4 protein-coding genes and 1 pseudogene are annotated in these 2,881 nt (G+C 63.6%); 1 reads left to right on the top strand and 4 read right to left on the bottom strand.

From position 1 onward, the window contains the following. Positions 1 to 208, top strand: a 208-nt coding sequence (locus tag EOA24_RS32845; RefSeq protein ID WP_145992558.1) for an EamA family transporter, incomplete at its 5' end; no start/stop codon positions are given. A 66-nt stretch (positions 209 to 274) separates the two neighbouring features. On the opposite strand, the gene EOA24_RS32840 is transcribed toward EOA24_RS32845, so the two are convergent. The 4 genes and pseudogenes from EOA24_RS32840 to EOA24_RS32825 all read right to left on the bottom strand — a co-directional run. Beyond that, on the bottom strand, positions 275 to 1,315 hold the full coding sequence (locus EOA24_RS32840) for a zinc-dependent alcohol dehydrogenase family protein (RefSeq protein WP_126082236.1): 1,041 nt from the start codon (positions 1,313 to 1,315) through the stop codon (positions 275 to 277). A 55-nt stretch (positions 1,316 to 1,370) separates the two neighbouring features. After that, positions 1,371 to 1,849: pseudogene (locus EOA24_RS43470) on the bottom strand (DUF4262 domain-containing protein). Beyond that, positions 1,839 to 2,489, bottom strand: a complete 651-nt coding sequence (gene maiA, locus EOA24_RS32830; protein ID WP_126082237.1) for a maleylacetoacetate isomerase — start codon at positions 2,487 to 2,489, stop codon at positions 1,839 to 1,841. Before maiA ends, EOA24_RS43470 begins: the two are co-directional and overlap by 11 nt. Next, a partial coding sequence (locus EOA24_RS32825) for a fumarylacetoacetate hydrolase family protein (protein WP_133374729.1) occupies positions 2,486 to 2,881 on the bottom strand: 396 nt, incomplete at its 5' end. The genes maiA and EOA24_RS32825, both read right to left, overlap by 4 nt.

Raw genomic sequence — 2,881 nt, 5'->3', positions numbered from 1 at the left:
GTTCAGCATGCTGATCGGCTTCGTGTTCTGGTATCGCGGCCTGGCGCAAGGCGGCATAGCCGCCGTCGGGCAACTGCAATTGCTGCAGCCCTTCTTCGGCCTGGCGCTGGCGGCGAGCCTGCTGCACGAACAGGTCAGCCCGATGATGGTGGTCGTCACGCTCGGCGTCGTGGCATGCGTGTTCGGGGCGAAGAGGTTTGCACGGTAGACGCCTACTGATTTGCTTTGACGCAATTCCGGACGGAAAACCGTTTCACACTTTTCCTGGAATTGCTCAGAACTTCGTCACGACCCCGATGCCAATGCCCTCGAAGCCACCCATCGCCATCAGGGCCGCGGGCGCTTCCTCGAGGCTGATCTTCTTGCCGACCAGCAGTTCGGGCTTGAGCTTGCCGGTGCGGATCATCTCCATCATCGCGGAATAGCGATAGGCCTGCATGCCGTGGCTGCCGAGGATCTCGAGCTCGAAGGCTATCACCTTGTCCATCGGCACTTGCGGGCGGGCATGTTCGCCCAGCATCAGCCCGACCTGAACATGGCGGCCGCGCCGGCGCAGGTTCGAGATCGAGTTGAACGAGGTGGTCGGGTGTCCCAGCGCGTCCATCGACATATGCGCGCCGCCATTGGTGATCTGCTTGACGGCCTTGACCACGTGCGGCGTCGTCGAGGCGTTGATGGTCGCCACCGCGCCGATCTTCTTGGCGAATTCCAGCTTCTCGTCCGTGAGGTCGATGGCAATGACGTTAGCGCCAATGGCGCTGGCGATCATGATCGCCGACAGGCCGACGCCGCCGCAGCCATGCACGGCCACCCATTCGCCGGGGGTCACCCGGCCCTGGTCGACGATGGCGCGAAACGAGGTGACGAAGCGGCAGCCGAGGCTTGCCGCGGTAGCGTATTCCATCGCGTCGGGCAGGCGCACGAGATTGGTGTCGGCATGCTCGATGCCGACATATTCGGCGAACGAGCCCCAGCCGGTGAAGCCCGGCTGCGTCTGGTGCTCGCAGACCTGATGGTTGCCGGAGGTGCATTCGAAGCAGCGGCCGCAACCGACGGCGAAGGGGACCGTGACGCGGTCGCCGGCCTTCCAGCGGCTGACCTGCTTGCCGGCGGCGACGACGACGCCGGCAAGCTCGTGTCCGGGAACATGCGGCAAGGTGATGCCGTCGTCATGGCCCATCCAACCATGCCAGTCGCTGCGGCAAAGCCCGGTCGCCTCTACTTTCATGACGACGCCGTCCGGGGCGGGCTTTGGATCCGGCACGGTCTGGATGGTCGGCGTCTCACCGAATTTTTCGAAGACAACGGCTTTCATAGGATTGCTTCCATATATGTCAGTTCAATGGCAGGTGGCTGGACGACGATCCGAACTAAGGTGGCAACGGTGGTCGGTCTAGAAGGGGCTGCCGCTTGCGAACCCATTCATCGGCCTCGGCATCCCATGGCCAAACGCCGGAGGTTGTTGGAAAAATTAGCTGCATGATCCGGAAATCCGGCCCGTCGTAGAACCAGATATTCCAACCGAAATATTCGGGATAGTGGTCCGGGTGGACCGCACCGAACTGACAGTCGAAGCCACCTCCCAGGAAACCCGACGCCCGCTCTCCGATGCGGAACCTCTCGCCGCCGCGCACGCGTCTGCAGTACTCATTGACGATGGTCATCGAAAGCTCCGGCTTGAGCCCGATGACGACCAATCAGGGACGCCAAAATTGTGCTCTATCCCGACCGAGTATGCGAATGGCGGATTCTCGTCCTCCTCCAGCACATAGAGGATATGACACCCGAACTCGTCGATGTCGGCCAGTGCCTTGGCCTCCTCGGCGTCTTTGGCTTCCCTACTCGGCATCGATCTGGTTCTGCGGCGCTGCCTGCTGGAACGCCGGCAGCGCCATGCAGGCGGCGTTGATGCGCGCGATTACCGGGTAGGGCGCCATGTCGACACCGAAGCGGGCATTGTTGGTGACCTGCGCGGCAAGGCAGATATCGGCCATGCCCGGCGTGTCGCCATGGCAGAAGGCGCCGGTCTCGGGCGAGGAGGCGAGAATCTTTTCAAGCGACTGGAAGCCTTCGTTCACCCAGTGCCGAAACCAGTTGACGACGTCCTCGTCGCCGGCGCCGAACAAGGTGCGCAGCGAGGTCAGCACGCGCAGATTGTTCACCGGGTGGATGTCGCAGGCGATCATCTGCGCCAGCATCCTGACGCGAGCCCGACCCAACGCATCCTTCGGCAGCAGCGGTGGCTCGGGCTCAATCTCGTCGAGATATTCGATGATCGCCAGCGACTGCGTCAAAAGCCGGCCGTTATCCAGCACCAGCGCCGGCACCAGCCCTTGCGGGTTGATCGCGAGATAGGCGGGCTCGAGATGCTCGCCGTGCCGCAGATGATGCGGCACATAGGTATAGTCCAGCCCCTTCATCGCCAGCGCGATCCGCACCCGGTAGGAGGTGGAGGAGCGGTAGTAATTGTGGAGGACGAGGTCGCTCATCGCCTCGGTTGTCCGATGGCCACCTCGACCGTGCCGATGCCGTCGACCCCGCCGGTGATCCTGTCTCCGGCCTGAACCGGACCGACGCCGGCCGGCGTGCCGGTGAAGATCAGGTCGCCCGGGCGAAGCTCGACCGCCTCGCTGCAGATCGAGACGATGTCGGCGATCGGCCAGATAAGCTCGGCAAGATCGCCGTCCTGTTTCACCGCGCCGTTGACGGCAAGCCAGATGCGGCCTTTGTCCGGATGTCCTGATGTCGCGGCCGGAACCAGCGGACCGCAAGGCGCGGACTGGTCGAAGGCCTTCGACCAGTCCCACGGACGTGCCGCTTTCTTCGCCTGATCCTGCAGGTCGCGGCGGGTCAGGTCGACGCCGACGCCGTAGCCCCAGAC

It is taken from the genome of Mesorhizobium sp. M2A.F.Ca.ET.039.01.1.1 (genome assembly GCF_003998035.1).
In the GTDB taxonomy this organism is placed as follows: Bacteria; Pseudomonadota; Alphaproteobacteria; order Rhizobiales; family Rhizobiaceae; genus Mesorhizobium.
The sequence above is the reverse complement of the archived record's forward strand: the minus strand, read 5'-3'. Positions and strand labels throughout refer to the sequence as shown.

Bases quoted from the DNA above. Each gene is read 5' to 3' on its own strand.
- EOA24_RS32840 (WP_126082236.1), bottom strand. From the start codon at position 1,315: ATGAAAGCCGTTGTCTTCGAAAAATTCGGTGAGACGCCGACCATCCAG.
- maiA (WP_126082237.1), bottom strand. From the start codon at position 2,489: ATGAGCGACCTCGTCCTCCACAATTACTACCGCTCCTCCACCTCCTAC.